22 protein-coding genes are annotated in these 23,195 nt (G+C 64.0%); 5 read left to right on the top strand and 17 right to left on the bottom strand.

The features are described 5' to 3' along the window. The first annotated feature begins 3 nt into the window (after positions 1-3). Genes NKH95_RS02235 through NKH95_RS02225 form a run of 3 tightly spaced genes read left to right on the top strand, consistent with a single transcriptional unit; the run spans position 4 to position 1,854 of the window. Positions 4-333 (top strand): L-rhamnose mutarotase, encoded by a 330-nt coding sequence (locus NKH95_RS02235; protein ID WP_352890911.1) that lies wholly within the window; start codon positions 4-6, stop codon positions 331-333. After that, complete coding sequence (locus NKH95_RS02230; RefSeq protein ID WP_352890909.1) at positions 326-1,402, top strand: Gfo/Idh/MocA family protein; 1,077 nt, start codon at positions 326-328, stop codon at positions 1,400-1,402. The genes NKH95_RS02235 and NKH95_RS02230 overlap by 8 nt, the downstream gene beginning before the upstream one ends. After that, the gene (locus tag NKH95_RS02225; protein WP_502895156.1) at positions 1,402-1,854 is read left to right on the top strand and encodes a MaoC/PaaZ C-terminal domain-containing protein; all 453 of its coding nucleotides are present in this window, start codon (positions 1,402-1,404) and stop codon (positions 1,852-1,854) included. Before NKH95_RS02230 ends, NKH95_RS02225 begins: the two co-directional genes overlap by 1 nt. A 29-nt stretch (positions 1,855-1,883) precedes the next feature. Here NKH95_RS02225 and NKH95_RS02220 read toward each other — a convergent pair whose 3' ends face one another. The 5 genes from NKH95_RS02220 to NKH95_RS02200 all read right to left on the bottom strand — a co-directional run bounded on the left by NKH95_RS02220 (position 1,884) and on the right by NKH95_RS02200 (position 7,004). Next, the gene (locus NKH95_RS02220; protein ID WP_502895155.1) at positions 1,884-2,522 is read right to left on the bottom strand and encodes a GntR family transcriptional regulator; all 639 of its coding nucleotides are present in this window, start codon (positions 2,520-2,522) and stop codon (positions 1,884-1,886) included. Between the two features lie 244 nt (positions 2,523-2,766). Next, positions 2,767-3,348: a hypothetical protein gene (locus NKH95_RS02215; protein ID WP_352890907.1), complete on the bottom strand. Its 582-nt coding sequence runs from the start codon at positions 3,346-3,348 to the stop codon at positions 2,767-2,769. A gap of 1 nt (position 3,349) precedes the next feature. After that, positions 3,350-5,032, bottom strand: coding sequence for an SWIM zinc finger family protein (locus NKH95_RS02210; protein WP_023808874.1), 1,683 nt, complete (start codon positions 5,030-5,032; stop codon positions 3,350-3,352). Then, positions 5,029-5,433, bottom strand: coding sequence for a DUF3024 domain-containing protein (locus NKH95_RS02205; protein ID WP_245490483.1), 405 nt, complete (start codon positions 5,431-5,433; stop codon positions 5,029-5,031). The genes NKH95_RS02210 and NKH95_RS02205 overlap by 4 nt, the downstream gene beginning before the upstream one ends. A gap of 119 nt (positions 5,434-5,552) precedes the next feature. After that, a complete protein-coding gene (locus NKH95_RS02200) occupies positions 5,553-7,004 on the bottom strand; it encodes a DHA2 family efflux MFS transporter permease subunit (protein WP_128302347.1) in 1,452 nt (483 codons plus the stop codon). A gap of 374 nt (positions 7,005-7,378) precedes the next feature. On the opposite strand from NKH95_RS02200, the gene NKH95_RS02195 reads away from it, so the two are divergent. Further along, a complete protein-coding gene (locus NKH95_RS02195; RefSeq protein ID WP_128302346.1) occupies positions 7,379-8,395 on the top strand; it encodes a Zn-dependent oxidoreductase in 1,017 nt (338 codons plus the stop codon). Between the two features lie 6 nt (positions 8,396-8,401). Here the strand turns inward: NKH95_RS02195 and NKH95_RS02190 are convergent, their stop codons facing one another. The 6 genes from NKH95_RS02190 to NKH95_RS02165 form a co-directional block, all read right to left on the bottom strand. Further along, entirely contained in the window at positions 8,402-9,106 is a 705-nt protein-coding gene (locus tag NKH95_RS02190) for a cyclase family protein (protein ID WP_023808878.1), read from the bottom strand. After that, positions 9,103-10,041 (bottom strand): ABC transporter permease, encoded by a 939-nt coding sequence (locus tag NKH95_RS02185; protein ID WP_023808879.1) that lies wholly within the window; start codon positions 10,039-10,041, stop codon positions 9,103-9,105. Before NKH95_RS02185 ends, NKH95_RS02190 begins: the two co-directional genes overlap by 4 nt. Then, positions 10,038-10,943: an ABC transporter permease gene (locus tag NKH95_RS02180; protein ID WP_352440117.1), complete on the bottom strand. Its 906-nt coding sequence runs from the start codon at positions 10,941-10,943 to the stop codon at positions 10,038-10,040. Before NKH95_RS02180 ends, NKH95_RS02185 begins: the two co-directional genes overlap by 4 nt. A 61-nt stretch (positions 10,944-11,004) precedes the next feature. Beyond that, positions 11,005-12,495, bottom strand: coding sequence for a sugar ABC transporter ATP-binding protein (locus tag NKH95_RS02175; RefSeq protein ID WP_023808881.1), 1,491 nt, complete (start codon positions 12,493-12,495; stop codon positions 11,005-11,007). A gap of 13 nt (positions 12,496-12,508) precedes the next feature. Further along, positions 12,509-13,585, bottom strand: a complete 1,077-nt coding sequence (locus tag NKH95_RS02170; protein ID WP_023808882.1) for an ABC transporter substrate-binding protein — start codon at positions 13,583-13,585, stop codon at positions 12,509-12,511. Positions 13,586-13,647: 62 nt separating this feature from the next. Next, positions 13,648-14,895, bottom strand: a complete 1,248-nt coding sequence (locus NKH95_RS02165) for an enolase C-terminal domain-like protein (protein WP_023808883.1) — start codon at positions 14,893-14,895, stop codon at positions 13,648-13,650. A gap of 149 nt (positions 14,896-15,044) precedes the next feature. Here NKH95_RS02165 and NKH95_RS02160 point away from each other — a divergent pair, with 149 nt between their 5' ends. After that, positions 15,045-15,806, top strand: coding sequence for a GntR family transcriptional regulator (locus NKH95_RS02160; RefSeq protein ID WP_128302340.1), 762 nt, complete (start codon positions 15,045-15,047; stop codon positions 15,804-15,806). Positions 15,807-15,881: 75 nt separating this feature from the next. Here NKH95_RS02160 and NKH95_RS02155 read toward each other — a convergent pair whose 3' ends face one another. Genes NKH95_RS02155 through NKH95_RS02130 form a run of 6 tightly spaced genes read right to left on the bottom strand, consistent with a single transcriptional unit; the run spans position 15,882 to position 23,146 of the window. Continuing rightward, complete coding sequence (locus tag NKH95_RS02155; RefSeq protein WP_023808885.1) at positions 15,882-16,760, bottom strand: SMP-30/gluconolactonase/LRE family protein; 879 nt, start codon at positions 16,758-16,760, stop codon at positions 15,882-15,884. A gap of 34 nt (positions 16,761-16,794) precedes the next feature. Next, on the bottom strand, positions 16,795-17,757 hold the full coding sequence (gene kce, locus NKH95_RS02150; RefSeq protein WP_352890904.1) for a 3,5-dioxohexanoate:acetyl-CoA acetone transferase: 963 nt from the start codon (positions 17,755-17,757) through the stop codon (positions 16,795-16,797). Beyond that, positions 17,754-18,701 (bottom strand): 3-hydroxyacyl-CoA dehydrogenase, encoded by a 948-nt coding sequence (locus tag NKH95_RS02145; protein WP_023808887.1) that lies wholly within the window; start codon positions 18,699-18,701, stop codon positions 17,754-17,756. Before NKH95_RS02145 ends, kce begins: the two co-directional genes overlap by 4 nt. Positions 18,702-18,712: 11 nt before the next feature. Further along, the gene (locus tag NKH95_RS02140; RefSeq protein ID WP_023808888.1) at positions 18,713-19,519 is read right to left on the bottom strand and encodes an SDR family oxidoreductase; all 807 of its coding nucleotides are present in this window, start codon (positions 19,517-19,519) and stop codon (positions 18,713-18,715) included. 13 nt (positions 19,520-19,532) lie between these two features. After that, the gene (locus NKH95_RS02135; protein WP_352795286.1) at positions 19,533-21,617 is read right to left on the bottom strand and encodes an ABC transporter permease; all 2,085 of its coding nucleotides are present in this window, start codon (positions 21,615-21,617) and stop codon (positions 19,533-19,535) included. Next, on the bottom strand, positions 21,614-23,146 hold the full coding sequence (locus NKH95_RS02130) for a sugar ABC transporter ATP-binding protein (RefSeq protein ID WP_352792719.1): 1,533 nt from the start codon (positions 23,144-23,146) through the stop codon (positions 21,614-21,616). The genes NKH95_RS02135 and NKH95_RS02130 overlap by 4 nt, the downstream gene beginning before the upstream one ends. Positions 23,147-23,195 lie beyond the last annotated feature (49 nt).

The following is a 23,195-nucleotide window of genomic DNA, read 5'->3' as shown; positions in this document are numbered from 1 at the left end:
GACATGCAGCGGATGGGGATGGTTCTGGGGCTGAAGCCGGAAAAGGTCGAGGAGTATGTCCGCCTCCATGCCGCCGTCTGGGCCGACGTGCTGGCCATGATCTCCGCCTGCAACATCAAGAACTACTCGATCTACCTGAAGCGGCCGGAGAACGTGCTGTTCAGCACCTTCGAATACCACGGCAGCGACTACGAAGCCGACATGGCCAAGATGGCGGCCGATCCGAAGACGCAGGAATGGTGGGCGGTCTGCATGCCTTGCCAGGAGCCCCTGGCGACCCGTAAGGAGGGCGAATGGTGGGCCGAGATGGACGAGGTCTTCCATCATGACTGAAGGCGGTTTCGACCCTGCCTTGCTCGTTCAATCCTGGCCCAAACCCTCCAAGCCCCGGCCGATCGTCACCTTCGGCGCCGGATCGATCGTCGGCGACGCGCATTTCCCGGCCTACCGGAAGGCCGGCTTTCCGGTTGCCGGGCTTTATGATCCTGATCATACCAGGGCTGAAAAGCTGGCCAGCCAATGGGGCGTGACGGCCTTTGGGTCGGTCGAAGAAGCTGCTGCCGTCGAGGGCGCGATCTTCGACCTTGCCACCCCGCCGTCGCGTCATGCCGATGTGCTGAAGTCCTTGCCTGATGGCGCGGTGGCGCTGATCCAGAAGCCGATGGGCAGCAATCTTGCCGAGGCGACCGCGATCCTCGAGATCTGCCGCGCCCGGAAGCTGCACGCAGCGGTGAACTTCCAATTGCGCTTCGCGCCGATGATGCTGGCGCTCAAGGATGCCGTCGGCAAGGGCTGGCTCGGCGAGATCGTCGACTTCGATGCCTGGCTGGCGCTGGCGACACCGTGGCAGCTTTGGGAATTCCTGCTCAAGGCGCCGCGCGTCGAGATCGCCATGCATTCGATCCACTATCTCGACCTGATCAGGCAATTGCTCGGCGACCCCAAGGGCGTGCACGCCAAGACGCTCGGCCATCCCAACCATGCCGTGGCGCAGACGCGCACCAGCGCCATTCTCGACTATGGCAACACCGTGCGCTGCGCGCTGTCGATCAACCACGACCACAAGTTCGGCCGCCGGCACCAAGCCTGCGAGTTCCGCATCTGCGGCACCGAGGGAGCAGCCTATCTCAAGTTGGGTCTCAACCTCGATTATCCCACAGGTGAGCCGGATGTGCTGGAAATCTATCCGAAAGGCGGGACGGACTGGATCGCAGTGCCCTTGGCCGGCGAGTGGTTTCCCGACGCCTTCGTCGGCCGCATGGCCAATGTCCAGCGTTTTGCCACCGGAGAAGATGCTACGCTGATCAGCCCGGTCGAGGACGCGTGGAGCACGATGGCGCTGGTCGAGGCGGCGTATCAGTCGAGTGCGGCACCGGCGACGCCGATTGCGGAAAGACCCTGATGGAACGGATTCAGTATTTCGAAGACTATGAGATTGGCGCGTCGCGCCTGACCAGCGGCCGCACCATCACCGAGACCGACTTCATCATCCATGCCGGCCACACCGGCGATTTCTTCCCGCACCACATGGACGCCGAGTTCATGAAGACGACGCCATTCGGCCAGCGCATCGCGCACGGCACGCTGGTGTTCTCGGTCGGCATCGGGCTGACGGCAACCGTCATCAATCCTGTTGCCTTTTCCTATGGCTATGACCGGCTGCGCTTCATCAAGCCGGTGTTCATCGGCGACACGATCCGGACGCGCACGACAATTACGGCCAGGGAAGACGACCCGAAGAGGCCGGGGGCGGGACGGGTGATCGAACGCTGCGAGGTGATCAACCAGCGCGGCGAAGTGGTGCTGGCGGCCGACCACATCTACATCGTCGAACGCAGGCCGGCGCAGGGCTGAAGCCCATCGCATGCCCATGAGCCACGCCGTCAGGATTCTCGCGACAGGCCATCTTCCCTGATCGCGCGGACCAGCGTCTCGCTTCCTTCGCGAAGATGCTGCCTCAGAATGCTTATGGCCCTGTCGCCGTCGCGCCGCCGGCAGGCGGCCAGCAGCTCGCGATGCTCCGTCTGCGAGCGGCTGCGATAGTCCAGGTTCGACAGCAGGATGCGGACGTAGCGATCGGCGGCATTGTGGTGCGCCTCGATCAGGCCGAGCAATCGATGGTTGCCACAGGCATCGTAGAGAGCCAGATGAAAGGCACGGTTCAGCGCACCCCATCGGCCGACATTGCGCTCCGCGTCGATCTGGTCGAGCACCTGTTCGGCCTCGTCGAACTTCGCGCCGGAGAGGCTGGGTACCGAAAGCCGGAGCGCCTCGCTTTCGAGCAGCTCGCGTAGCGCGTAGATTTCACTGATCTCGGCGCCGTCCATCCGGGCGACCTGCGCGCCTTTTGTGGGATGAATGGAAACAATACCTTCGGCTTCCAATTGGCGAAGGGCGTCACGAATTGGCATGCGGCTGAAGCCAAACTGCTCGGCCAATTCATCCTGGCGCAGCGGCGTGCCCGCCCTGATGGTTCCACTGGCAATCGCTTCGCGCAGGACATTGGCGACCTGTTCGGCCACGGTCCGCGGCCCCTGCATCACGCTTTCCGCAAATCCTCGCAATCGATGCTCCCCGTTTTCACACAGCATCGAGCCTAATTGAAAAACCCATGCGGATATAGGTATGCCCGTATACACACTGCCCGCGCCAAGCAGACTTCCTCCGCAAGACGCCACCCGCCTCCGCAAGGCAACGTCCCGATTCGCGCATATGAGACGATCGTCTGAAGCACTGAAGGCGCGGCTCGCCCAGCCCTGCGGGCTTTCAGCCAGTCTGCGGCAGGTCAAGCGCGGAGCGCATCCGCCCGACACCACGCTTGTAGAGCATCGCGCCTTGAGCTGGGGCGAGCAGATCAGCATGCGGCGTGAAGTCGGCAACGCACTTGTTGAAGGCGATCTCGCCACACCCGGGAACCAGGCAGTCGAGCTTTCCCTTCGGACACTGACTGAACTTGCAGAGCCGGCCCAGATATCTGTCGCTGCCGGGTTCGATCAGAAAAACGTCTAGCTGGTGATCGGCAACGCTGATCCCTGTTCCCTTCTCAAACGCCTCACGCAGGGCAAGAGCGGCGGCGCGACGCAGTTCGCCTAGACGAGCCTGCGAGTCAAGCCAAAGCGCCAGGTCGAGATCGCTACATTCATGCCAGACCTCGGTCCGAGCGCGCCGGAATTCGCTGAAGCGCGGCACCTCTTTCCAAAGCGGCTTCGCGACAGAGCCGATAACGGCCACCGCCCCCACCTCTCGAAAACGCGTCCAAGCATCGGTGACGACATCCGCCGCCGCGCGGAACTGCTGCTGGCGTTCCAGCATGTAGCGATTTTGCTCGTCAATCGCCGCGCGCCGCATGTCAGGCCAACAGTTTCATGAAATTGCGCTTGCGGCCGAAGCGGTCTTTCACATCCGCCAGATACGCGGCATGTTCGGACGCGCCGCGCAGGCCGGCCATACGGCCGATCAGGGTTGACGCTTCTGCATAGGCGCCGTTACCGCCAAACTGGGCCAGTTGGTTTACGCGTTCCGCATAGATCTTCAGTGCCTCGCGCGGATGCGTGGCTTCACTGACCTGCGCGAGCTTTTCCTTCAGTCCTTCGGAAGCGCCATGTGCGCGCGTGTTCGCCCACGCCAGATCAAACTGCTTCTCCTCAATCAAGATGCTGATGAGCAGATCGGCCGGATAATGCCAGGCGGACGGCTTCTCGCGCGCTAGCCTGGACTGGAGGCGCTCGATTACTCGATCGCGCGTCGCCGTGCCCGTCTTGCACAGCCGTTGATACAGTCCGAAGCTCGGTGCCTTCTCGAATGCGCGCCACAGATGCGCTTCGGCGTCCGCATCGCGACCGGCCGTGGTCAGCAGGTCGACTACAAAGGAAATGAGCCGCTCGTCGGGTCGATCATCCTCGAACACCCACAGGCCGTCCTCGGCCCTGCGCAAAGCCTCTTCGGCGCGACCGTGCGAGAGGCAGAATTTGGCGACTTGCAGATAGGCTTGCTGTGAGGACAGATGCTTGGCGCGAAGGGCGATGCGTGCCTCGAGGTCGCCATCGCGGTCAGCAAAGAAGTCGAGGATTTCCTGCAGCCTGAAATGGTCGCCGGACAGTCCGTGACCTATCCGATTCTTGCCGGCGGTTGCGGGCAGTTCATTCCAGGCTTCGTTGGCCAGGCGACGGTATTCGGCCAATCCTTCCTCGCCGAGGATATCGCCATAGCGCTCAGCCGCGCCACCGAAGGTGTCGTAGCCACCATTCATCTCGCGCGCGAACAGGTCACGCGCCAGGGACAAGGGTTCGCAAGGCGCCTCCGAGACAGCGTTGCAGTGAATTTCGCATGCCCGGTCGAGAAGTGGGGCGCAATGGCCATCGGAATCGTCCACGACCTCGATGGCAGCCTCGATCCGATCGATGGCTCGCATAGCGAGCCGTATAACGATGCCCGCATGCTTGCTCGAGACCGAGGCGATCACATCGAGCGCCTCGTCCACACCTTGGGCCCAGTCGGGCGCCTCGCGGTAATCTATGAAGCCATTCGTGGCGGTTGCGCCGTCGATCATCTTGCCGAGACGCGCCTCGATGGCCGCCTCGTCGCCGTCTTGCGTAGTCAGCGTGGCCATTTCCAGCCTACGCAACAGGATAGGATCGCGCTCGACGACATCCATGATCATATCGACAAGCGCCGCCTTGTTCTTGCCTTCCAGATGTTCGCGTATACGCGTGAACACATCGATGCTTTGCGCTTCCGTGTCGCTGCCCATCGCGTTTGCCGCCAGCGCCGTCGCCACCAAATGCTTGCAATAGCCCCAGTCGCCGAAGGCGCGGCAGGAACACGAACCGTCGACCGACTCGCCACGCCCCGTCAGTTCAACACGGTAGTCCTCCGTGCCGGCAACCTGCGCCAGCACGCGCTTGGGCCCAACGGTCAGCAGTTGCACCAGCCCGTCACGCCAGTAGGCCTCGCCGCGCGAGTACACCTTGGTGCCGACAAGATCGCGCAGGGCATCGACATCGAAACGGGGTCGGCTGTTCTTGCGGTTCATAGTGGCGGCTGGAGCCTCGAGTCAGCCGAGATGAGACGCAGGGCTTCGTCCAACGTAACGGTCGCATGCAGCCGCCCCCATGCTCCGGTGTGCCTGTGCCACATGAGGTCGAACCGGGTCTCGGCGAGATGCTCCTCCACATGATCGAGCCGGGCGAAGGGAGCGTTGAATTCTTCACCGTCATCCGAACGGTAGCGCGCTGAGAAACCGTATTTGCTTCCTCGCCACTTGCCGAAAATGTCTAGCGGATGGTCGAGCCGATTCGGCTGGCCGTGGATGAACCGAGGCTTCAGAACCTCGGCGATGAAACGCTCGCAAGTGGCAGCCATGGCCAGCTTCTCGTCAGCCGAAGGCTTCTTAACCCACACCATCGCGTTTTCCCGTTTCGCCAGCGCGATCATTTCCCACTATCCGCCGCCAAGAGCGCTGTGGGGCTGCCCTCAGCCATACGGTATCGCCGTTCATGATAATCGACCGATCCGGCGAGGCAATCCTTTTTGAACGCAGAATGCATCTGGCATCATTTGCGAGAATTACCCGATCGAACATGACCGCTGACCTGCACGCCGTCCTCGGCACGCAGGTACAGGAAGCCGGGGACGGACAGCAACGGGATGACCGCGGTCAGCAGGAACACCTGGTGGAAGCGTTCCGCTGTCACGATGTGGGTTTCTCCTGCGACAAGGCCCAGCACCATGGCGGCGATCGAAACGCCCAGGGAAACGCTGAGTTGCTGCAGGACGCCGCCGAGACTGGTGGCGCGGCTGAGCTTGTCGGCCGGCAGGTCGGCGTAGGAAAGCGTGTTGGAGGTCATGAACTGCGCCGACCGGATGACCCCGAAGACAAAGGCGTAAAGGCCGATCATCCAGTGCGGCGTATCGGCTTCGATCAAGGCGAAGCCCCCGACAGCGGCGGAACCAACCACCGCGCTGCCGATCAGCACGACATTGAAACCGAAGCGCCGCAACAGCGGCGACAGCAGCGGCCGAATGAGCAAGGCGCCGAAGCTGCCGACGAATGTCAGCGAGCCCGAGGTGACCGGGCTCATGCCAAAGCCGACCTGCAGCATCAGCGGCAACAGGAAAGGCACGCCATTGAGGCCAACGCGGCACAGGCCGCCTGCGAGCGTACCGACCCAGAACGAGCGAAATCGAAACAGTGTCAGATCGACTGCCGGTGCAACGACGCGGCGCGCATAGCGCCCGAAGGCGAGCAGCAGCAGGATCGCCGCGGCCAACACCAACGCTGTCGCCGAAACGGAGATGATTGGCCTACCGATGCTTTCCAGTCCGAACTGCAGCAGCGCGACTCCGCATCCGACCATCAGGAACCCGGCAAAGTCGAAGCGTTGCACCGCTTCCTCGCGGAAATCGTCGACGAAGCGCAGCGCCGCCAGAATGCCGAGGCAACCGAATGGCACGTTGACATAGAATATCCAGCGCCATGAGGCATAAGTGGTCAACAGGCCGCCGAGCAGCGGCCCGATCACAGGCCCCATGATGGCGGGCAAGGTCGTGTAGGTCATGGCGGTGATCAGCCCGCTGCGTGGGAAGCTGCGCAGCAGGATCAGCCGCCCGACCGGCGTCATCATGGCGCCGCCCAGCCCCTGCAGGGCGCGCATCGCCAGCAGCATGCCGAAACTGTTGGCCATGCCGCACAGCGCCGAGCCGAGGGTGAAGGTGAAAAGCGCCAGCGCGAACACTTTTCGCGCACCGAACCTGTCGGCGAACCAGCCGCTGACGGGAATGAATACGGCCAGCGTCAGAATGTAGGTGGTGATCGCCAGGTTCAGCCTGACGGGCGTCGTGTCGAGACTGCGTGCGATGGCGGGGATCGCGGTGGTGATGATGGTGGAATCGAGCTGCTCCATCAGAAAGGCGATGGCGACGATGATTGGGATGATCAATCTCAGCCTCGGGTCGCGCTCGGTGGCAAATTGAGGCTGTTCCAATTCTATTGCCAATTCCGTCATGCAAGCGGCTGCTCTATTCCAGGTGGGGCGTCCGCGTTCAAAGGCAAGGTCGCCTTCCGTGCGGCAAGCCAGCCGAGGCCCGATCACACGGCCTGTCTTATGGTCCGACAAGCAGGCAAGCGGTAGTCATTTCCTCTTTGATGGAATTCAACAAATTTTAACTGCCGACCCCTTCGAGAGGAGATCGGCAGGACAGCGCATTGGGAGTCCGAACTGCCGTCGCCAGGCACATTTGCGTTTCAGCGGACCCCCGTCCCGATTTCGTGAAGGAACGTGTCAGGTAAGAGGCCGTCTTACCGCCGCCATGAGCGCTTGCGTCTTGACGGCACAGCGAGATTGAGCCACTTGTCGACTAGTATACAAGTGGTGAGGCCATGCTTGAAGTTCTCGTTCGCGCACCGCAGTCGCTGGAAGTCCGGCAGGGCGCCATGCCAGAGCCCGGCACTGGCGAAGTCGTCGTTCATGTCAGCCGTGCCGGCATCTGCGGCTCCGACATTCACATATTGCACGGCTCCAATCCGTTCGCCGTCTATCCGCGCATCATCGGCCATGAATTCGCCGGCACCGTAACAGCGCTCGGACGCAATGTGACCGGCATAGCGGTGGGAGACCGCGTGGTGGTCGATCCCGTGGTGTCGTGCGGCCACTGCTATCCCTGCCGGGTCGGCCGCTCCAATGTCTGCGCCAACCTCGAAGTGATGGGCGTTCACCGCGACGGCGGTTTTCGCGCCTTCGTGGCGGTGCCGGCGGCAAATGTCATACCGGTTCCAAGGGATATGCCGTTTGGGCTGGCGGCACTGGCCGAGCCGTTTTCCATCGCCGCCAATGTGCTTGATCGTACCGGTTGCGGACCCGAGGACACGGCGCTGATCTATGGCGCCGGCACGGTCGGCGTCACTGTCCTGCAGGTCGCCAAGCTCAAGGGCGCACGCTGCATCGTTGCCGATATCGACGAAGCCCGCCTGGAGCGAGCGCTCCGCTTCGGCGCCGACAGGGTGATTCACTCCGTGCGCGATCCCGTGCCGGCCGCGGTGCGCGGTGAAAATGACGGTCTTGGCCCGACGCTGGTCATTGACGGCGCCGGCATTCCCGCACTTCTTGACGAGGCTTGCCGGCTGGCCAGCCCGGCGGGCCGCATCGGCCTGCTCGGCTTTTCGGACGCCCCATCCAACCTCAGCCAGCAGGAAGTGGTGCGCAAGGAACTGACCATCGTCGGCTCGCGCCTGAACCGCCGGCTGTTGCCGCGCGTCGTCGAATGGCTGGCCGACAAGCGGCTCGATCCGCAAGGCATGATCACACAGGTCTTCGCGGCGACGGAGGCGCGCGCCGCCTTCGACCTGATCGAGAAGGAACCTCAGCGCACGCTCAAGGTCCAGCTGGATTTCTCTTGAGCCGGTTTAGCCCTCGACCAGCGCGATGGCGCGCAGCGGTGATCCGGTGCCGCCTTCGATCGCCAGCGGCAAGCTGATCAGGAAGCACCGAGGCGGCAAGTCACCAAGCCGTGCGAAATTCTCGCCGATCAGGATGCCGGCTGAAAGCAACGTATTGTGCGCCGGGAAATCCTCGCTGCCGAAACAATCGATCGACAGGCAGTCCGAACCGACGATGCGCGCACCGCGCTCGACCAGCAATTCGCTTGCTTGCCGCGACAGGCCGGGCCAGTCGGCGAGAAACGCGGCCGGATCGTCCCAGAACCGGTCCCAGCCGAAACGGAAGAACACGGCGTCGCCCTGCCGTACGCAGCCCTGTTCGGCCTCGAAAGCGAAGATAGAATCCGGCTCGACCGCCTGCCGGGGCGCGCAGTCCCGCGCATCGATCGTCACCATGCGGCCGAAGAAACGCTCGACCGGAATGTCCGAGATGGCAGCACCGCCGCGGATGAAATGGACCGGCGCGTCGAAATGCGTGCCGGTGTGCTCGCTCATAGCCAACGCATGGTTGCAGGCGACGTCGCCGCGGTCATAGGATTCCACCATCTCCTGGCAGTAATGCGGGTGCGTCGGCCACACCGGCATGCCGGGCTTCATCGGATGCGTCAGGTCGACGAAGGAAACTGCCTTTGTTTCGAACAGCCCGGCGAGCGTATCGGTGGCGGGTGTCATCTGACGCGAGGCCTCGGCACGAGAGCGACGATCAGGATGATCAGCACGCCGGTCAAAAGGAAGCGCACGCCTGCCTGGATGCCAAAGGTGTTGAGCATGGTGGACATCAGGTTGAAGAACAGCGCAGCCCCCCATATGCCTACCGCGTTGGCCTGTCCACCGGCGACGCTGGTGCCGCCAAGCACCACCACGGCGATCGATTCCATCAGATAGGCGTCACCCATGTTGAGTGCTGCCCCGCCGCTGAAGCCGGCAAGCAGGAAGCCGGCGAGCGCTGCCGCCGTGCCGCACAGCATATAGGCAATCAACCGCACCCGGGCGACGTTGATGCCGGCGAGCCGCGCCGCCGGTTCGCTCTGGCCGGTGGCCAGCAATTGCCGGCCCCAGACCGTGCGTTTGAGGACGACCATGGCGACCAGCGTCAGCACCATCACCGCGATCGGCATGAATTGGACGCCGCCAAGGTTCATCAAGGTAAACCGGGAAAGGCCGGCCGGCGGCTTCAGTGTCGCCTGGCCGCCGAGATTAAAGGCAAGCGACTGGAAGACGAAGCTCCAGGCGAGCGTTGCGATGATCGGCGGCAGCCTGAGCGCGACGATGGCAAGGAAGTTAGCGGCACCCGCGACGGCGCCGACGGCAAGTGCTGCAAGCAGGCCAGGCAGCAGCATGCCGTCGGACCCTTGCATGACCGTTATCGATACATAGGCGGCCAGCGTCAGCACGGATGGCACGGACAGGTCGATATTGCCCGGCCCGGAGGCGACGACGAACATCTGCCCGGTTCCCACCACAACGCTGAAGGCACCGAAGGCGAGCGCCCCCGAGAGCGTGGCGCCGGCGCTGTCGATACCGGAATAGGCTGATGTCACCACCCACATTGCGAGCGCCACGATGAAGCCGTAGGTCCACGGCGCGAGGCTCAATCTTCGGGTCATCGCGCCCGCTCCGACAAAAGCACGCGCCCGGCCAGCACGAGAAACAGGATAACGCCCTGGGCACCGATCTGCCATGTCGGCGGCACCTGCAGGAAAGACAAAAGCGAGCCCGCGAGCGACAGCGTCAGAGCGCCGACCACCGTGCCGACCGGCGAGACGACGCCACCGGTGAAAGCGCCACCGCCGAGGATCACCGCGCCGACGCCGAGCAGCGTATAGGCCGGCGCGACATTGGCGTCGCCCGATGTGGTGAGGCCGGTCAGCGTCAGCCCGGCCAGACAGGCGAGCAGGCCGGCGGCGGCATAGACAGCGACGCGGATGCCGACAACGGACCAGCCGGCGCGCTGGACGGCGCGCGGATTGCCGCCTGCGCCGCGCAACACCACGCCATAGGAGGAGCGTGAGATGACGAGATGGCCGGCAAGCGCCGCCAGTGCCGCCAGCCAGATCGACAGCGGCATCAAAGGCGGCTGCCAGCTCATGAAGGCGGCAAGCCATGCGGGTGCCGAGCCACCCGGTGCCGGCAGTAGGATGACGGCGATGCCGAGCCAGATGAAGGACATGCCCAGCGTCACGATGATCGAGGGCAATTGCCGTGCATGAATAAGCAGGCCGAAGCCGGCATAGGCGGCGATCAGGACCAGGTAGCACAGCGCCGCAATTGCCGGCGCATCCCCGAGATAGAGCGCCGTGATGCAGGTGATCAGCCCGACAAAGGCGCCGTTCGACAGGTCGATGTCGCCCAGCATGATCACCATCATCTGCGCCAGTGCGGCAAAGACCAGCGGCACCGAGAGCTTGAACAGCAGATGGAAGCCGAAATAGCTCATCGCCGCCGGGCGGATGCTGAAGATGATGGCCAGCATGACCAGCAGCGCGATTGCCGGCAGGCCGACCTGCATCGCATTGAGCAAGGCCGAGCGCGGATTGGAAGGAGAACGGGCCGGAACTCGGGCAGGCGCGTCAGACATGGTCGCCTCCGAACGACGCCTGCAGGATACGGCCGGTCTCGATGGCCTCGCCTTCCAACCTGGTCACGGCGCGGCCCTCGCGGAAGACATAGATGCGCTCGCAATTGGTCAGCTCTTCGAGTTCGGTTGTGTACCAGACGAAGGCGCGTCCGTTCTCGGCTTCCGCGCGGATCAGCCGGTAGACCTCCTGCTTGGTGCCGACATCGACGCCGCGCATCGGATCGTCGAGGAAGATCACCTCGGCGTCCGACGACAGCGCGCGGGCGAACAGCACCTTCTGCTGGTTGCCGCCGGACAGCGACAGGATCGGCGTGTCGATCGAAGGCGCCTTGACGTTGAGCCTGTTCGACCAGGTCTCGGCCAGCTTGCGGGCGGCGGCGCCTGAAATCATGCCGCCCCGCGTCAGTGCATTCAGGCTGCGGATGGTCAGATTGTCGGCGATAGACCACAGCGAAAACACGCCTTCCGAGCCGCGGTCGCCGGCGACATAGGCACCCGGCAAGGCCTCGCGTTGCCGGCGCGAGGCATAAAACATCGCGCGCAGCCGCTCGCGCTGGCCGTGGCCGTCGAGCCCGGCGAAGCCGATGACCTCACCCTTGCCGACGTCGATGGTCAGATCTGTGGTGTCGCGACCCGCATGCCGGATAACCGGAGCTTGCACCGAGGCCACCTTGCCGGCCGTGCGCTCACGCGGCCGTTCGATGCTTCCCATCAACTCGACCAGCGCGGCGCGTGACAGGCCGGCGGTGGGCCGCTCGGCGACGACCTTGCCGTCGACCATGACGACGGTGCGGTCGCAGACGGCGAGGATCTCGTTGAGGCGATGGGTGATCAGGATGCAGGCGATGCCACGCCCTGCGGCACGACGAATGTGGGCGAGCAGTTGTTCCGTCGCCTCATGGCCGAGCGCCGAGGTCGGCTCATCGAGAATGACGGCGCGCAATTTGATGCTGGTCTGCGTGAAGGCGCGGGCGATCTCGACCATCTGTCGCTCGCCGATCGGCAGGTCGGCGACCTTCCTGTCGAGATCGATGCCGTGGCCAGGGAAGATCTCGTCCAGCACCGGACCAATCACCTGGCGCGCGCGCCGCCGCCAGCCCAACCCACGCAAGGACCTGTGCACGATGCGGGTGTTTTCCGCCGACGTCAAATTGGCGCAGAGCGACAGTTCCTGGAAGATACAGCGCAGACCGGCCTGCTGGGCACTGGCCGCACTCCAGGCACCGATCTCACGTCCGCCGAGGCGAAAGCTGCCGCTGCTGCGCTCGATGGTGCCGGCCAGCACGTTCATCAGCGTCGACTTGCCGGCGCCGTTGTGACCGACAAGGCCAACGACCTCGCCGGGTTTGAGATGAAAATCCACGCCGCCCAGGGCATGCACGGCATCATAGTGCTTGCGGACATCGCGCACCTCGATGAGGAGGCCGTCGGCATTGACCGTCTCTGCTGCGTCCCTTTTGGGCGACGTGGGATCGTTCATCATTCGGCCATGCTGCTCATTTCGGCGCGGGAACGCCCGGCAGAGGCTCCTTCTTCACGTTGGCGTCGATGATCTTGGCCACCAGCTCCTGCGGGTATTCGGCATTGACCACGCCGCCTGCGGGAACCGTCTTCAGCCAGGCGTCGAGGTCAGGCTGATTGATCTGCAGGAGCGGCACCTCGACGAATTTCGGCACCTGCTTGCCGGCCAGGATCTGCTGCGCGACCCAGAACGCGACCTGCGAGACGCTGGGCGTGGCGCCCAGCGAGAAGGTTTCGTAGCCGCCGGCATCATGCTCCTGCTTCCACAGCGCCAATTCGTCCTGGCGGTTGCCCATGATGATGATCGGCAGCGGCCGGCTGGCGGCCTTGAATGCCTGCGCCGCGCCATAGCCGTCGCCGCCCTGCGTCAGCACCGCATCGACCTGAGGCAACGACGGCAGGATGCCCGACACTTCCTTTTGTGCCACGGTGGCCGTCCACTGACCATAGACCTCGCCGACAGCCTTGTAGCTGGCGTGCGCCTTCATCGCCTTCTCGACGCCCTCATGCAGGCGCTTGTCGAAACCGTCGCCGGCCATACCGCGGATCTCGAGGATGTTGGCCGGCTTGTCGCCGAGCTTGCTGGAGATGAAATCCAGTTCGGCCTTGGCATAGGAATCGAGGTTGTAGTCGACGACATAGGCGCAAGGCTCGGTGACGCCGCTGGCGAAGGCGACGACCGTGATACCGGCATTGCAGGCATCCTTGATGGCGCCATTGAGTGCGGTGTCGGAGCCGGCAAGGACGATGATCGCATCGTAGCCCTGCAGGATCAGGTTCTCGATCTGGCTCGCCTGTTCGGTCACCGAATTGTTCGAGCTGACGACGGCTGTTGCGGCGATCTGCTTGTCGGCCACGGCCTTGGCGCCCATTTCCTCGAAGCTCTTGATCATCACCTGGCGGAAGGAATTGCCGGCGTAGGAATTGCTGAAGGCGATCTTCTTGGCCGAAGTGTCGCCCTTGGCGACGCCTTCATAGGCGCGCGCGTCCAGCGCTGCAAAGCTGGTGCAGCCGAGCATGGCTGCAATGAATAAGGCTGTGGTCTTGCTCATTGTTGTTCTCCTCCGGTTGAAAGTCATAGCGTCCTCCCGACGATCCTTTCGAACGGAAAATGTCAGCCCAGCCCGAGATCAGGCACGGCATCGTTCAAATGGTCGGCGAAATTAGTGTTGGGCAGCAGCGGATACCAGCCCGGACGGCCGGGATCGCGGTCGTAGGCATAGCCGCCCAGCGAGCGATAGAGTTCGGCATAGGTGGCGAGTTTGTCACGATCGAGTTCGACGCCGAGGCCCGGTGCCTCCGGCACCGCGATCGCACCATTCTCGTAGAGCATCTTGCCGCCGACGATGATGTCGTCGGCAAGGTGGTGATAATGCGCGTCGGCGGTGAAGACGAGGTTGGGCAGCACTGCGCCAAGATGCAGCATGGTGGCGAGCTGGATGCCGAGTTCGCCAGAGGAATGCACCGCAATACCGAGACCGAACGTGTCGCAGATCTGCGCCGCGCGCACGCAGGCGCGGATGCCGCCCCAGAAGGTGGTGTCGAGCAGGATCACGTCAACCGCAGGGTCGCGCACATTGGTGGCGAGCTGTTCGAAATCGATGACGATGGTGTTGGTGGCCAGCGGGATGGAGAGCTTCTCGCGCAAGCGGCGCATGCCGGCCAGGCCCCAGGTCGGGTCCTCGAAATAGTCGTTCCTGAGATCGGAGATGGCTTGGCCGAAACGCAGCGCCTCTTCGACTGACAGGGCTGCGTTCGGATCGTAGCGCAGCGTATCGGCAGGAAATTCGGCGGCGAGCGCCCTGAAACATTCCAACTCATAGTCGGGGTGAAACACGCCGGCCTTGAGCTTGTGGGCGTGAAAACCATGTTCGGCCTTGAGCGCGCGGGCATGCTCGAGCAATTGATCGATGGTGCGGACTTCGCCCTTGCCGCTGCGGCGGTCGGCATAACGGAAGAACAGATAGGAGGCGAAGCCGATCCGGTCGCGCACGCGCCCGCCAAGCAATTGGTAGACCGGCACGCCGAGCTTCTTGCCGATGATGTCGAGACAGGCGAATTCCAGCGCTGCGTGCAGCTGCGTGCGGTTGTTGTAGAGCGACGCCGTCGGATTGCAGATGGCGTAGCGCATCCGGTTGAGATCGAAAGGGTCATGGCCGACCAGGTAGGATTTCAGGCCGGCGAAAGCGAGTTCGGCGCCGGCGCCACCACCGCCCATCTCGCCGAGCCCAACAATGCCTTCGTCGGTCTCGACCTCGACCACGGTGCGGACAAAGCGTCCCCAATGCGTACCGTTGCTGTGCCGCAATGCTGCTTCCAGCGGAACGGTGATGGTGGTCGCCTTGATGTCCGTGATCTTCATGCCGGCTCCTCTCCCCTAGCCTGCTGGCGTCATACACACTACCATGGTAGTATGTCAACACAGCTTCAATCCTGCTTGCCGCTTGAGTTGGGACGTGCGCGGTGTCATGACCGGAGCAGTGCAGCGCCATTCACAGCAACGGATTCGTCATGGGGACCAAGCTTTCGGGGGCGACCAGATTTTCAGGCAGTGCTGCCAGGCTGAAAACCGCCGGTCAGCGCGAACCCTCGCGGGTGCTGGAGCCGGTCAACAATCGCATGCCGATCTCACCGCAGATCTACGAGCGCCTGCGCCGCGCCATCACGACGCTGGCGATGTTGCCGTCGGAAGCGCTCAGCGAACAGGACCTAGCCCAGCAGCTCGGTGTCAGCCGGACACCCGTGCGCGAGGCGCTGATCCGGCTTGCCGATGAAGGGCTGATCGACATCCTGCCGCAACGCGGCAGCTTCGTCGCGCCGATCCGGCTAAGTGACGTCGAGGAAGCGCAGTTCATTCGCGAGGCACTCGAGGTCTCCGTCGTGCAGAAGCTGGCCGGACACGGTTCGAGCGCCTTCATCGCGGCAGGCAGGGTGAATCTTGCCCAGCAGGCCAAGGCAGTGGCCGAGGGCGACCGCGAGCTGTTTCTTGAGCTCGACGAGGGCTTCCATCGTAGCCTTTGCGAAGAGGCCGGCCTGCCCAAGAGCTGGCGGGTGATCCAAGTGGTCAAGCTGCAGATGGACCGTGTGCGCTATCTGAGCCTGCCCGAGCCGGGTCACCTCGAAACGCTGCTCGCTCAGCATGTGGCGATCTTCGAGGCCGTGGAGACCGGCGAGGCAAAGCAGGCAGGCGCGCGTATGGCGGCGCATCTGCGCGAAGTGCTGCGCACGGTGCAACGGCTCAACGTGGCTCGCCCGGACCTGTTTGGCCAATGATCCGTTGACCGCTCATTGGGATGCCTGCGCGAAGGCCTGATCCGCGTATGCTACGGGCGCTTCGCTTGTCTGGCGTCAGCTGCCGAAGCGGGGCTCCGCAACGCCTTTGACGCCAAGGCCCGTGATGGCGAACAGGCTGCCGCGCAAAACGCCGTCGCCGGGAAAACGCGGCAACGGCGGCTTGGCCATCGAGGTGACGTAAAGGATATCTAGCTTCGGTCCGCCGAACATGACGCTGGTGATCTTCTTGACCGGCATGTCGATGATGCGATCGATGCTGCCATCGGGCGCATAGCGCACCAGTCTTCCGTCATAGACCAGCGCATTCCACAGATAGCCCTCGGCATCGACGGTCGAGCCGTCCGCCGCACCGCCCCGGCTGGTGTCGACGCGCACGAAGGTACGCCTGTTGGTGGCGGCACCGGTGGCGATGTCGTAGTCGTAGGCCCATATCTCGCCGGTCCAGGTGTCGGCGAAATAGAAGGTGCGGTCGTCGGGGCTCCAGCATGGACCGTTGGAACAGATGATGCCGGAATCGATCCGGGTGACGGAGAAATCCGGATCCAGCCTGTAGAGACCGCCGGACGGCCCCTCTTCCATCGTGTCCATCGAGCCGGCGAAGAAGCGGCCGCGCCGGTCGACCTTGCCGTCGTTGAGCCGGTTCATTGGCCTGTCCGGCTCGGGATCGTGGATCAGCGTCACATCGCCGGAGGCGAAATCGAGCAGATGGAAACCGCGCTGCAGCGACACCACGGCGCCGCTACCGTCCTTGCGTAGCGCCATTGAGCCGATCTTCATCGGCACGTCCCATGACCGGATCTCGCGTCCGTCGGCGGTCGCCCGAAACACGCGCCCGTCGAAGCTGTCGATCCAGTAGAGTCGTTCCTGTTCGACGTCCCACAGCGGTCCTTCGCCCAGTGTGGTCTTCACGTCCACCACGACTTCGATCTTCATGCCGTCCTCCTCGGAATTGGCGCCACGCAACGATTTAGAAAGCGACCTTGTCGCCGCCCTTCAATGACAGGATTTCGCGCGCCTCGTCGGGCGTCGCCACCTCCATGCCGAGCCCCTCGATGATCTTGCGTGCCAGCAAGACCTGTTCGGCGTTCGATTTGGCAAGCTTGCCCTTGCCCGCCCAGAGACTGTCCTCCAGCCCGACGCGGATGTTGCCGCCAAGTGCGGCCGATTGCGCGGCGATGCGCAGCTGGCTGGCGCCGGCGCCGAGGACCGACCAGCGGAACTGGTCGCCGAACAGCCGGTCGGCGGTGCGCTTCATATGGGCGACGTCTTCCGGGTGCGTGCCGATGCCGCCAAGCAGCCCGAACACCGACTGCACGAAGAAAGGCGGCTTCACCAGCCCGCGGTCGGCGAAGTGAGAGAGGTTGTAGAGATGGGCGATGTCGTAGCACTCGAACTCGAAGCGCGTGCCGTTGTCGTAGCAGGTCGCCAGAATGTACTCGATGTCCTTGAACGAGTTGCGAAAGACGAGGTCGCGGGTCGCTTCCAGATGCGGCTTTTCCCAGTCGAACTTTAAGGTCTCGTATTTGTCGGCGAGGTGATAGAGCCCGAAATTGATCGAGCCCATGTTGAGCGAGGCGACTTCCGGTTTGAACTTGGCGGCCGGGCGCACGCGCTCCTCGACCTTCATGTACGGGCTGCCACCGGTGGTGATGTTGATGGCGGCGTTGGTGCCTTGCTTGACGCGCGGCAGGAAGCGAGCGAAGGCCTCCGGCGTCTGGTCGGGCTTGCCGGTTTCCGGATCTCGCGCATGCAGATGCAGGATTGCGGCACCGGCTTCGGCAGCCGCGATCGCCTCAGAAGCGATCTGGTCAGGCGTGATCGGCAGATAGGGCGACATGGTCGGCGTGTGGATGGCGCCCGTCACCGCGCAGGTGATGATGACCTTGCCCCTGGTCTGCGCAGCACTTGGCTTGCGGCTCGTTTCGATCATTGTCCGTACTCCTGGTCCGATTTTTTCTTGTGTGCCGCCAGCGCCATCAGCCGACGATCGCGCCATACCTGCCGTTCGCCGAGGTTTTCGCGTGGCAGGCGCTCGCGGCGGTCGGCTTCGACGGTTTTCATCACCTCGCCCGCCCAGTCGACGCGCCGCAGCATCTGCGGGAAAATGTTCGAATAGATCGACTGATAACGCTCGACATAGTCGCGCACGCCGCCAGGTGCATTGAGATCGATGGTCTCGAACGGACCCATGAACGACCAGCGCAGCGCCAGTCCGTCACGGATACCGATATCGACATCCTCGACGCTGGCGTAGCCGTCGGCGACAAGCCGGAAAGCCTCCTCAAGCAATGCGCCTTGCAGGCGGTTCATGATGAAGCCGTCGAGCTCGCGCTTCATCACCAGGGGCGCATGACCGGCGTCGATGAGGAAGGCGCAGGTTCTCTCGACCGTCTCGGCGGACGTCCATGGCGCCGGCACGATTTCGGCCGCCGGAATGAGATAGGGCGGATTGATCGGGTGCACGACCAGACAGCGATGCCGTCCTTGCAGATGGTCGGTGAATTTCGACGGCAACAGCGCCGAGGTGGAACTGGCGATGACTGTCCGCGGATCGGCAAGCGTGTCGATCAGCGAGAATACCTCCCGCTTCACCTCGAGGTTTTCAGGCGTGTTCTCCTGGATATGGACCGCACCCGCCAGCGCCTTTGCCAGCTCCGCGACAATGGTGATCCGGCCAAGCACAGTGTCGACGGACTGACCGCGCAGCAGGTCGTTTGCGGCAAGGTCACCGAGCACGCCGGCAATGTAGTCGCGGGCGCCGCCGGTCGCAGCGGGCGACTGATCCCACATCCGCACGTCATGGCCGGCACGGGCGAAGCTGATCGCCCAGGCCCGCCCGATGAACCCGCTTCCGACAATTGCGACATTGGCCATGGATCGGCTCCTCAAAGTGTTTCGACATTGCCGTCGACGCCGAGCGACTGGCCGGAAATGTTGATCCCCGCATCGGAGAGCAGGAAGGCGACCATCGATGCGACATCATAGGGGCTGGTCATGCGGCGCAGCGAGATATTCTGCAGATAGCGTCCGGTCATTTCCTCGTGGCTGATACCGACCTGCTTGGCGCGCGCCGAGATAACACCTTCGATGCGCGGCCCTTCGATGATGCCGGGCAGGATGGCGTTGACCCTGATAGCGTGCGGCCCGAGCTCCTTGGCGAGACTCTGCGTGAAACCGATGACACCGAACTTGGCCGCCGAATAGGGTGTGCGGAAGGCGTAGCCATGGCGGCCGGCGGCCGACGACATCGAGACGATCGAGCCGCCGCCCGCCGCCTTGATCAGCGGCACGGCGCGCCGGGCGCACAGGAACTGGCCAGTCAGGCAGATGTCGATGCAGCGCCGCCAGTCGGCCGGGTCGATTTCGTCGACACCGCCGGTCGGCCCGGCAATGCCGGCATTGTTGATCAGCGCGTCGAGCCCGCCGAGTTCTTTCTCGACCGCCTCGAACAGCCGGTCGACGTCATCGTCGCGCGAAACATCCGCCTTCACAGCGGCGACCAGATCGATCTTGCCGGGAGCAGCGGCCAGCGCCTCGTCGGAAACGTCGCAGACGACGATGCGGGCACCGAGGCGTGACAGTGTGTCGGCTATGGCAAAACCGATGCCGCCGGCGCCTGCCGTCACCAGCACGCGCTGGCCTTTCAGCCCGGTCAGAAATTCGTCCGCCGATGCCGGCGCCCTTGTGCTCATGGTCCTGTCCTTTTCATTGCAGCCGCCGTTCGCGCAACGCCATGACGGCGCCCAGAACGACCAGTCCGTAAAGAATTGCCCTCGTGGCATAGGGAAGCGTGGTGCCGGCGAGCAGCATCTGCAGTGCCGTCAGCAACAACACGCCGCCGAGCATGCCGAGATAGTGGCCGCGTCCGCCGGTGATCAGCGCGCCGCCGACCACCACCACGGCGATCGACGGCAACAGATAGTCGTCGCCCATGCCAAGGCTTGCCTGACCCGAAAAGCCGGTCAGCATGATGCCGACAACAGCCGCGCAGACGGCCGAAAGCATATAGACCAGGATCAGCGTGCGCTCGACGCCGATGCCCGACAACCGCGCCGCGCGCAGCCCATTGCCGATGCCGTAGACGCGTCGTCCGAACGGCGTGCGGCCAAGCAGCAGTACCGCCGCGACGACAAAGACGACCATCAGCAGGACGATTGGGGTCAGCAGGCCGGCAAGCTTGGCCGTCATGACCCAGCGCAGCATCGGCGAGGAAAACCCGGCCGGCGTTCCCTGCGAATAGAGCAGCGCACAGCCTTGCAGAATGCCGTTGGTGGCGAGCGTCATGACGATCGGCGAGATGCCGAGATAGACGATGCCGAAACCATTGGCAAAGCCGATGGCGCAGGCCATCACCAGGACGACCGGCAAGGCGTAGACAAGGGCGGCGTCGGAGCCGTTGACCATGCCTGCCAGGATGATGCCGGAGATGCCGATCGTCCACGGCACGGAGAGGTCGAGGCCCCCGGTCAGAATGACGGTTCCCTGCCCGAGCGCCAGGACGGCTAGGAACGACGACAGCACCAGCAGCGAATTCCAGTACCCCGGATTGAGGATGGCGCGGCCGAGCCAGACCTGCGTGACGACCACGATGAGCAGCAGGCAGACATAGGCGGGCAGCGCATAGCGCAGCGTTTCCGCGTTGCGCAGATGGAAGGCAGGGTGCGGCGATGCCGGACTGCGCTGGGCATGGGCTGGTTCGGCGGTCTTGAGACGCCGGTCCACGCGCTCGAGTTGCGAGGGCAGTATGCCGGCGCGCCAGGCGGCGAGCCGGGCACGCGCGGCGCGCAACTGCACGGCAAGCACCGATGCGTGCGAGATGGAGCCGGCAAGTGCTGCCAGCACCAGAATGGTGCCTTCGGCGATGGTCGCATAATAGGCCGATACGTTGAGCACCAGCAGGATGTTCACCACGATCATCAGGATAAAGGCGCCAAAGACAGAGCCCACCGGGCCGCCCTGCCCGCCGCCGAGGCGCGTGCCGCCGACGACGACCGCCGCGAACATCGACAACAGCAGCGGATTGCCGACCAGCGGATCGCCGCTGCCGGTCTGGGCGCTGATGAAGACGCCGGCAAGGCCATAGCAGCCGCCGGCGATGACATAGACGGCAAAGCGCACCAGCACGACATTGATGCCGACGGAAGCGGCCGACTCCGCATCGCTGCCGACCGCATAAAGTGCTGTGCCGAAGCGGGTTCCCTTCAGCCAGAACCAGGCGAGCAGGACGACGCCGATCACCACCAGCGGCATCGGCAGCCAGCCGGCGATCGCGTCGCCAAGATAGAAGGTACCGAGATCGGGCGACACGAAGCCGCCGGGCTTGTCCATCACCAGCAGCGTCACGCCTTGCAGGATGAACATGGTGGACAGCGTCACCACGATGGGCTGCATGCGCAGCACAGCGATGAAGAAGCCGTTGAAGGCGCCCACGGCCATGCCGACGCCGATGCCGACGGCGGTCCACAAGATGATGCTGGCGCCTGGCGCCATTGGGTCCATGCTCGATGCCAGCACGGCATTGACCAGCGATATCACCGCGCCGGCGGACAGGTCGAAGCCGCCCGACAGGATCACGATGGTCTGGCCGATCGCCGCGAGCGCCGAGGTTGTGCCGCCGCTCGACAGGAACGACACATCGAAATAGGTCAGCGGCCCGGCGCTGATCCAGTCGACGATGAAAAGCAGGATGGCCAGGACGACCGCGGCGATCAGAGCGCCGCGATTGCGCATCAGCGCGCGGCGCAGCCCGAAGCCACCGGAAACAGGGGATGAGGCTGCCGTGCTGCTCATGCGGCGGCTTCCCCGGCATCGCCGAGCGCCGGGCGCATGATGGCCGGCTCGGTGATGGCGTCGCCTGCGAGCTCGGCTACGATGCGCCCGTCGTAGAGGACCAGGACCCGGTCGCACTGGTGGACAAGTTCGGGGATCTCCGTCGAGTGCAGCAGGATCGAGCCGCCGGCGGCGACGTAGTTTCGCATCATCACATAGAGCTCGTGCTTGGTGCCGACGTCGATGCCGCGGGTGGGATCGAACAAAAGCAGGATGCGGCTCTGCGCCACCAGCCATTTTGCGATGGCGATCTTCTGCTGATTGCCGCCGGAAAATGCGGCGGCCCGCGTCCACAGCGCACGATCATCGACTTCGACAGTGGCGAACGCCGCCTCGACGGAGCGGGTCTCGGCTTGCGCGTCGACAAGGCCTAGCCGTGTGAAGCGCGATATCACGGGCAGCGTGGCGTTCTGGCTTCCCGACAGTTTCAGGAACAGGCCTTCGGATTTGCGGTCTTCCGGCACCAGGCCGATCGCCATGTTGGGGAGCACGGCATCGGCGGGCGATCCCAGCCAGACCTTGCGGCCATCGACGAGGATGTCGCCGCGGGTGATTTCGGCCATGCCGAAGCAGGCCAGGAACAGATCCTGCTGGCCCATGCCCTGCAGTCCGGCGACGCCGAGGATCTCGCCTTTGCGCAAGTCGAATCCGGCACCGTCGAGCTTGCGCCCGACCTTCAGGTCGCGCACGCCCAGAACCGGCGGGCCGAAGGCCTGGGCACTGTCGGGCTTGGGCGGGAAGGTCTGCTCGATGCTGCGGCCGATGATCTTTTCGATGACGTCGGCGTCAGAGACATCGGCAACCGGCGCGGTGACGATGTGGCGGCCGTTTCTCAGGATCGTCAACGTCTCGCAAAAAGCGCGAACCTCGCGCATGCGGTGGGTGATGAAGACGATGGTGGTGCCCGCCGCCTTCAGCCTGGCGATGATGTCGCCCAGCCAGTCGACGTCGCGGCCGGCGAGCGTCGAGGTCGGTTCGTCGAGCAGCAGGATGCGCGGCTTGCGGTAGACGGCACGCGCGATCTCGATCTTCTGGCGCACCGAAAGCTCGAGTTCGCTCACCTCGGCGTCGAGATCGACGGAAAAACCGAGATCGTCGATGTGGCGGCGGACAGCCTTGCGGGCAGCGCTGCGCCGGATCAGGCCGGAGACGCCGACGGGAGCATAGGGCAGCAGCATGTTGTCGAGGACGGAGAGATCGCGCACCAGGGTCATCTCCTGGAACGCGGTCTGCATGCCGAGCGCATGTGCCGCGCGCGGTGCGCCGTAAGCGATCTCCTTGCCAAAGACGCGGACATGGCCTTGGCTCGGCCGGACCAGCCCGGACAGCAGCTTCACAAGTGTCGACTTGCCGGCTCCGTTTTCACCGAGCAGGGCATGGACGCTGCCGGGCGCGATCCGAAACGACACGCCGTCCAGCGCGACGGTCGGGCCGAACGCCTTGCTGATGCCGTCGATCTCGATGGCGGGAAGCTCGGAATGTTCTGTCATTGTCCTCGATCGCCGGGCTTGGCATGGACCGACGATGCACGGACAGAAA

The sequence above is a fragment of the Mesorhizobium sp. M0848 genome (assembly GCF_040319805.1).
GTDB lineage: Bacteria > Pseudomonadota > Alphaproteobacteria > Rhizobiales > Rhizobiaceae > Mesorhizobium.
The sequence above is the reverse complement of the archived record's forward strand: the minus strand, read 5'-3'. Positions and strand labels throughout refer to the sequence as shown.

Coding starts and splice junctions, on each gene's coding strand:
- NKH95_RS02235 (WP_352890911.1), top strand. CDS start 4: ATGCAGCGGATGGGGATGGTTCTGGGGCTGAAGCCGGAAAAGGTCGAG.
- NKH95_RS02230 (WP_352890909.1), top strand. CDS start 326: ATGACTGAAGGCGGTTTCGACCCTGCCTTGCTCGTTCAATCCTGGCCC.
- NKH95_RS02225 (WP_502895156.1), top strand. CDS start 1,402: ATGGAACGGATTCAGTATTTCGAAGACTATGAGATTGGCGCGTCGCGC.
- NKH95_RS02215 (WP_352890907.1), bottom strand. CDS start 3,348: ATGCGGCGCGCGGCGATTGACGAGCAAAATCGCTACATGCTGGAACGC.
- NKH95_RS02210 (WP_023808874.1), bottom strand. CDS start 5,032: ATGAACCGCAAGAACAGCCGACCCCGTTTCGATGTCGATGCCCTGCGC.
- NKH95_RS02205 (WP_245490483.1), bottom strand. CDS start 5,433: ATGATCGCGCTGGCGAAACGGGAAAACGCGATGGTGTGGGTTAAGAAG.
- NKH95_RS02200 (WP_128302347.1), bottom strand. CDS start 7,004: ATGACGGAATTGGCAATAGAATTGGAACAGCCTCAATTTGCCACCGAG.
- NKH95_RS02195 (WP_128302346.1), top strand. CDS start 7,379: ATGCTTGAAGTTCTCGTTCGCGCACCGCAGTCGCTGGAAGTCCGGCAG.
- NKH95_RS02190 (WP_023808878.1), bottom strand. CDS start 9,106: ATGACACCCGCCACCGATACGCTCGCCGGGCTGTTCGAAACAAAGGCA.
- NKH95_RS02185 (WP_023808879.1), bottom strand. CDS start 10,041: ATGACCCGAAGATTGAGCCTCGCGCCGTGGACCTACGGCTTCATCGTG.
- NKH95_RS02180 (WP_352440117.1), bottom strand. CDS start 10,943: ATGCAGGTCGGCCTGCCGGCAATCGCGCTGCTGGTCATGCTGGCCATC.
- NKH95_RS02175 (WP_023808881.1), bottom strand. CDS start 12,495: ATGATGAACGATCCCACGTCGCCCAAAAGGGACGCAGCAGAGACGGTC.
- NKH95_RS02170 (WP_023808882.1), bottom strand. CDS start 13,585: ATGAGCAAGACCACAGCCTTATTCATTGCAGCCATGCTCGGCTGCACC.
- NKH95_RS02165 (WP_023808883.1), bottom strand. CDS start 14,895: ATGAAGATCACGGACATCAAGGCGACCACCATCACCGTTCCGCTGGAA.
- NKH95_RS02160 (WP_128302340.1), top strand. CDS start 15,045: ATGGGGACCAAGCTTTCGGGGGCGACCAGATTTTCAGGCAGTGCTGCC.
- NKH95_RS02155 (WP_023808885.1), bottom strand. CDS start 16,760: ATGAAGATCGAAGTCGTGGTGGACGTGAAGACCACACTGGGCGAAGGA.
- kce (WP_352890904.1), bottom strand. CDS start 17,757: ATGATCGAAACGAGCCGCAAGCCAAGTGCTGCGCAGACCAGGGGCAAG.
- NKH95_RS02145 (WP_023808887.1), bottom strand. CDS start 18,701: ATGGCCAATGTCGCAATTGTCGGAAGCGGGTTCATCGGGCGGGCCTGG.
- NKH95_RS02140 (WP_023808888.1), bottom strand. CDS start 19,519: ATGAGCACAAGGGCGCCGGCATCGGCGGACGAATTTCTGACCGGGCTG.
- NKH95_RS02135 (WP_352795286.1), bottom strand. CDS start 21,617: ATGAGCAGCACGGCAGCCTCATCCCCTGTTTCCGGTGGCTTCGGGCTG.
- NKH95_RS02130 (WP_352792719.1), bottom strand. CDS start 23,146: ATGACAGAACATTCCGAGCTTCCCGCCATCGAGATCGACGGCATCAGC.